This window comes from Streptomyces sp. NPDC054841, from assembly GCF_053611045.1.
Map to the genome: position 1 here is coordinate 1 of NZ_JBSGZO010000812.1, position 2,065 is coordinate 2,065.

Here is a 2,065-nt window from a genome sequence, read left to right on the forward strand (position 1 = left end):
GGCCTGGACCGGGTGACGGTCCGGGCCCCCGCCCGCTCCGCCTCACGCAGCCGGCGGTCGATGGCGCGGTCCCTTGCGTACCCGATGAACGCGGGAAGGCCGACAACGAGGAGAACTCCCAGGATGACGAGGTAGCTGAGGAATGTGTTCATGTCCTCCACTGTCGTCGCCGGGCCCCGGAAACATCAGTGGCAGGACTGTCGCCAACCATCGAATTACTGCCACACTCAATCCATGCTGAAGAACGTGGCGGCCGTCCTGCTCGACGGCGTACACCCCTTCGAACTCGGGGTCCTCTGCGAGGTCTTCGGCCTGGATCGCAGCGATGACGGACTCCCGCTCCACGACTTCGCGGTGGCCTCCGCGGAGGGGCCGCGGCTGCGCACCCACGCCGGGTTCACGCTGGACGTCGAGCACGGGCTCGAACGGCTGGCGGAGGCCGATCTGATCGCCGTGCCGACCGGGAGCGACTACGAAGAGCGCGAGTATCCCGAGGCGCTGCTGGAGGCGCTGCGCGCGGCCGTCGACCGGGGCGCGCGCGTGCTGTCCGTGTGCACCGGCGCGTTCGTGCTGGGGGCCGCGGGGCTGCTCGACGGGCGGCGCTGCACCACCCACTGGCGCCATACGGCCGCGCTTGCCCGCCGCCACCCGCGGGCACTCGTCGACCCCGATGTGCTGTACGTCGACGAGGGGCCGGTCATCACGTCGGCCGGCACCGCGGCCGCGATCGACGCCTGCCTGCATCTCGTACGCAGTGAGTTCGGTCCGGAGGTCGCCAACAAGATCGCCCGGAGGATGGTGGTGCCGCCGCACCGGGACGGCGGGCAGGCGCAGTACATCGACCGGCCGCTGCCGCGCACCCGCTGCGACACGGTGGGCGAGGTGCTCGCCTGGATGGAGCGGCATCTCGACCGCGAGATGACCGTGGAGCAGCTGGCGGTACGGGCGCACATGTCGCCGCGGACCTTCGCGCGCCGCTTCCAGCAGGAGACGGGGACGACGCCGTACCGCTGGCTCCTGCGCCAGCGGGTGCTGCTGGCACAGGAGTTGCTGGAGGCCACGGACGACACGGTGGACGCGATCGCGGGCCGCGCCGGCTTCGGCAACGCGGCCGCTCTGCGGCACCACTTCCTGCGTACGCTCGGGACGACGCCGAACGCGTACCGGCGCACCTTCCGCGGGCCGGTACGCGTGGCCTGAGTGGGCTCAGATCCCGCAGCTGGACGCGGACCAGAAGCGGCTCGCGCGGTGGTCGACGTGGGTGTGGTCGCCGTGGCCCGGGTAGCCGGGGCCGAGGATGCCGTTGAAGCCGTGGTCACGGGCCTGCTGGGCGAGCTTGCACAGGGAGTGGGGTCCGGCGCCGAGGTCCACCGCGTCGCCGTAGAGATGGCGGCTGTCCGAGGCTCCGCCGACCGCGGCGTTGCAGGCCTGTGAGCGGAAGCCGCTGGTCACGGTGATGGGCTGGTCGCCGAGTGCGTGCCGCATCGCCTCCAGCTTCCACATGGTGCGCAGCGCGTTGGACTTGGCGGTGGCGGCACTCACCGCGCCGCCCGCCCAGGTGGAGTTGCAGTCGTTCAGCTCGGCGTAGCTGAAGTGGACCGGGGTGCAGTCGTCGTCCTGGAGTGCGTAGAGCTTGCTGAAGGTGGCGGGTCCCGCGACGCCGTCGGCGGCGAGTCCGTAGGCCGACTGGAAGCGCTTGACGGCGGCGGTGGTCGCCGGGCCGTAGTCGCCGTCGATGGCGAGGACGGCGCCGTAGCCGGGGTATCCGGCGACCCGGATCTGCAGCTGGGTGACGTCGGCGCCGGACGTTCCCTGGGAGAGGGTGCGGGACCAGGTGTAGCAGCCGTCGGCGTGTGCGGTGCCGGCCGTGGCCACGACCCCGATCAGCGAGGCAGCCATGAGCATGACAAAGGACAGCAGGAGTCGTGCGGTGCGTCTGGGCATCGGTCCTCCATGACGAGTCCACCGGATGTGGGAGCTGCACCCAGAGACTGGCGGGGCGGTCGACGGGCGTCAACAGGGACACGACAGCCGTCATTTGCCCGCCCATTGGCGGTAACGGCAG

Annotated in this window: 2 protein-coding genes; one reads left to right on the forward strand and one right to left on the reverse strand. The window is 71.2% G+C overall.

Going from position 1 to position 2,065, the window contains the following annotated elements; translation table 11 throughout:
- Positions 1-234: 234 nt before the first annotated feature.
- Positions 235-1,200 (forward strand): helix-turn-helix domain-containing protein, encoded by a 966-nt coding sequence (locus tag ACWGI8_RS43480; protein ID WP_453669051.1) that lies wholly within the window; start codon positions 235-237, stop codon positions 1,198-1,200.
- A 6-nt stretch (positions 1,201-1,206) separates the two neighbouring features.
- Here the strand turns inward: ACWGI8_RS43480 and ACWGI8_RS43485 are convergent, their stop codons facing one another.
- Positions 1,207-1,944, reverse strand: a complete 738-nt coding sequence (locus tag ACWGI8_RS43485; protein WP_453669052.1) for a D-Ala-D-Ala carboxypeptidase family metallohydrolase — start codon at positions 1,942-1,944, stop codon at positions 1,207-1,209.
- Positions 1,945-2,065: the final 121 nt, after the last annotated feature.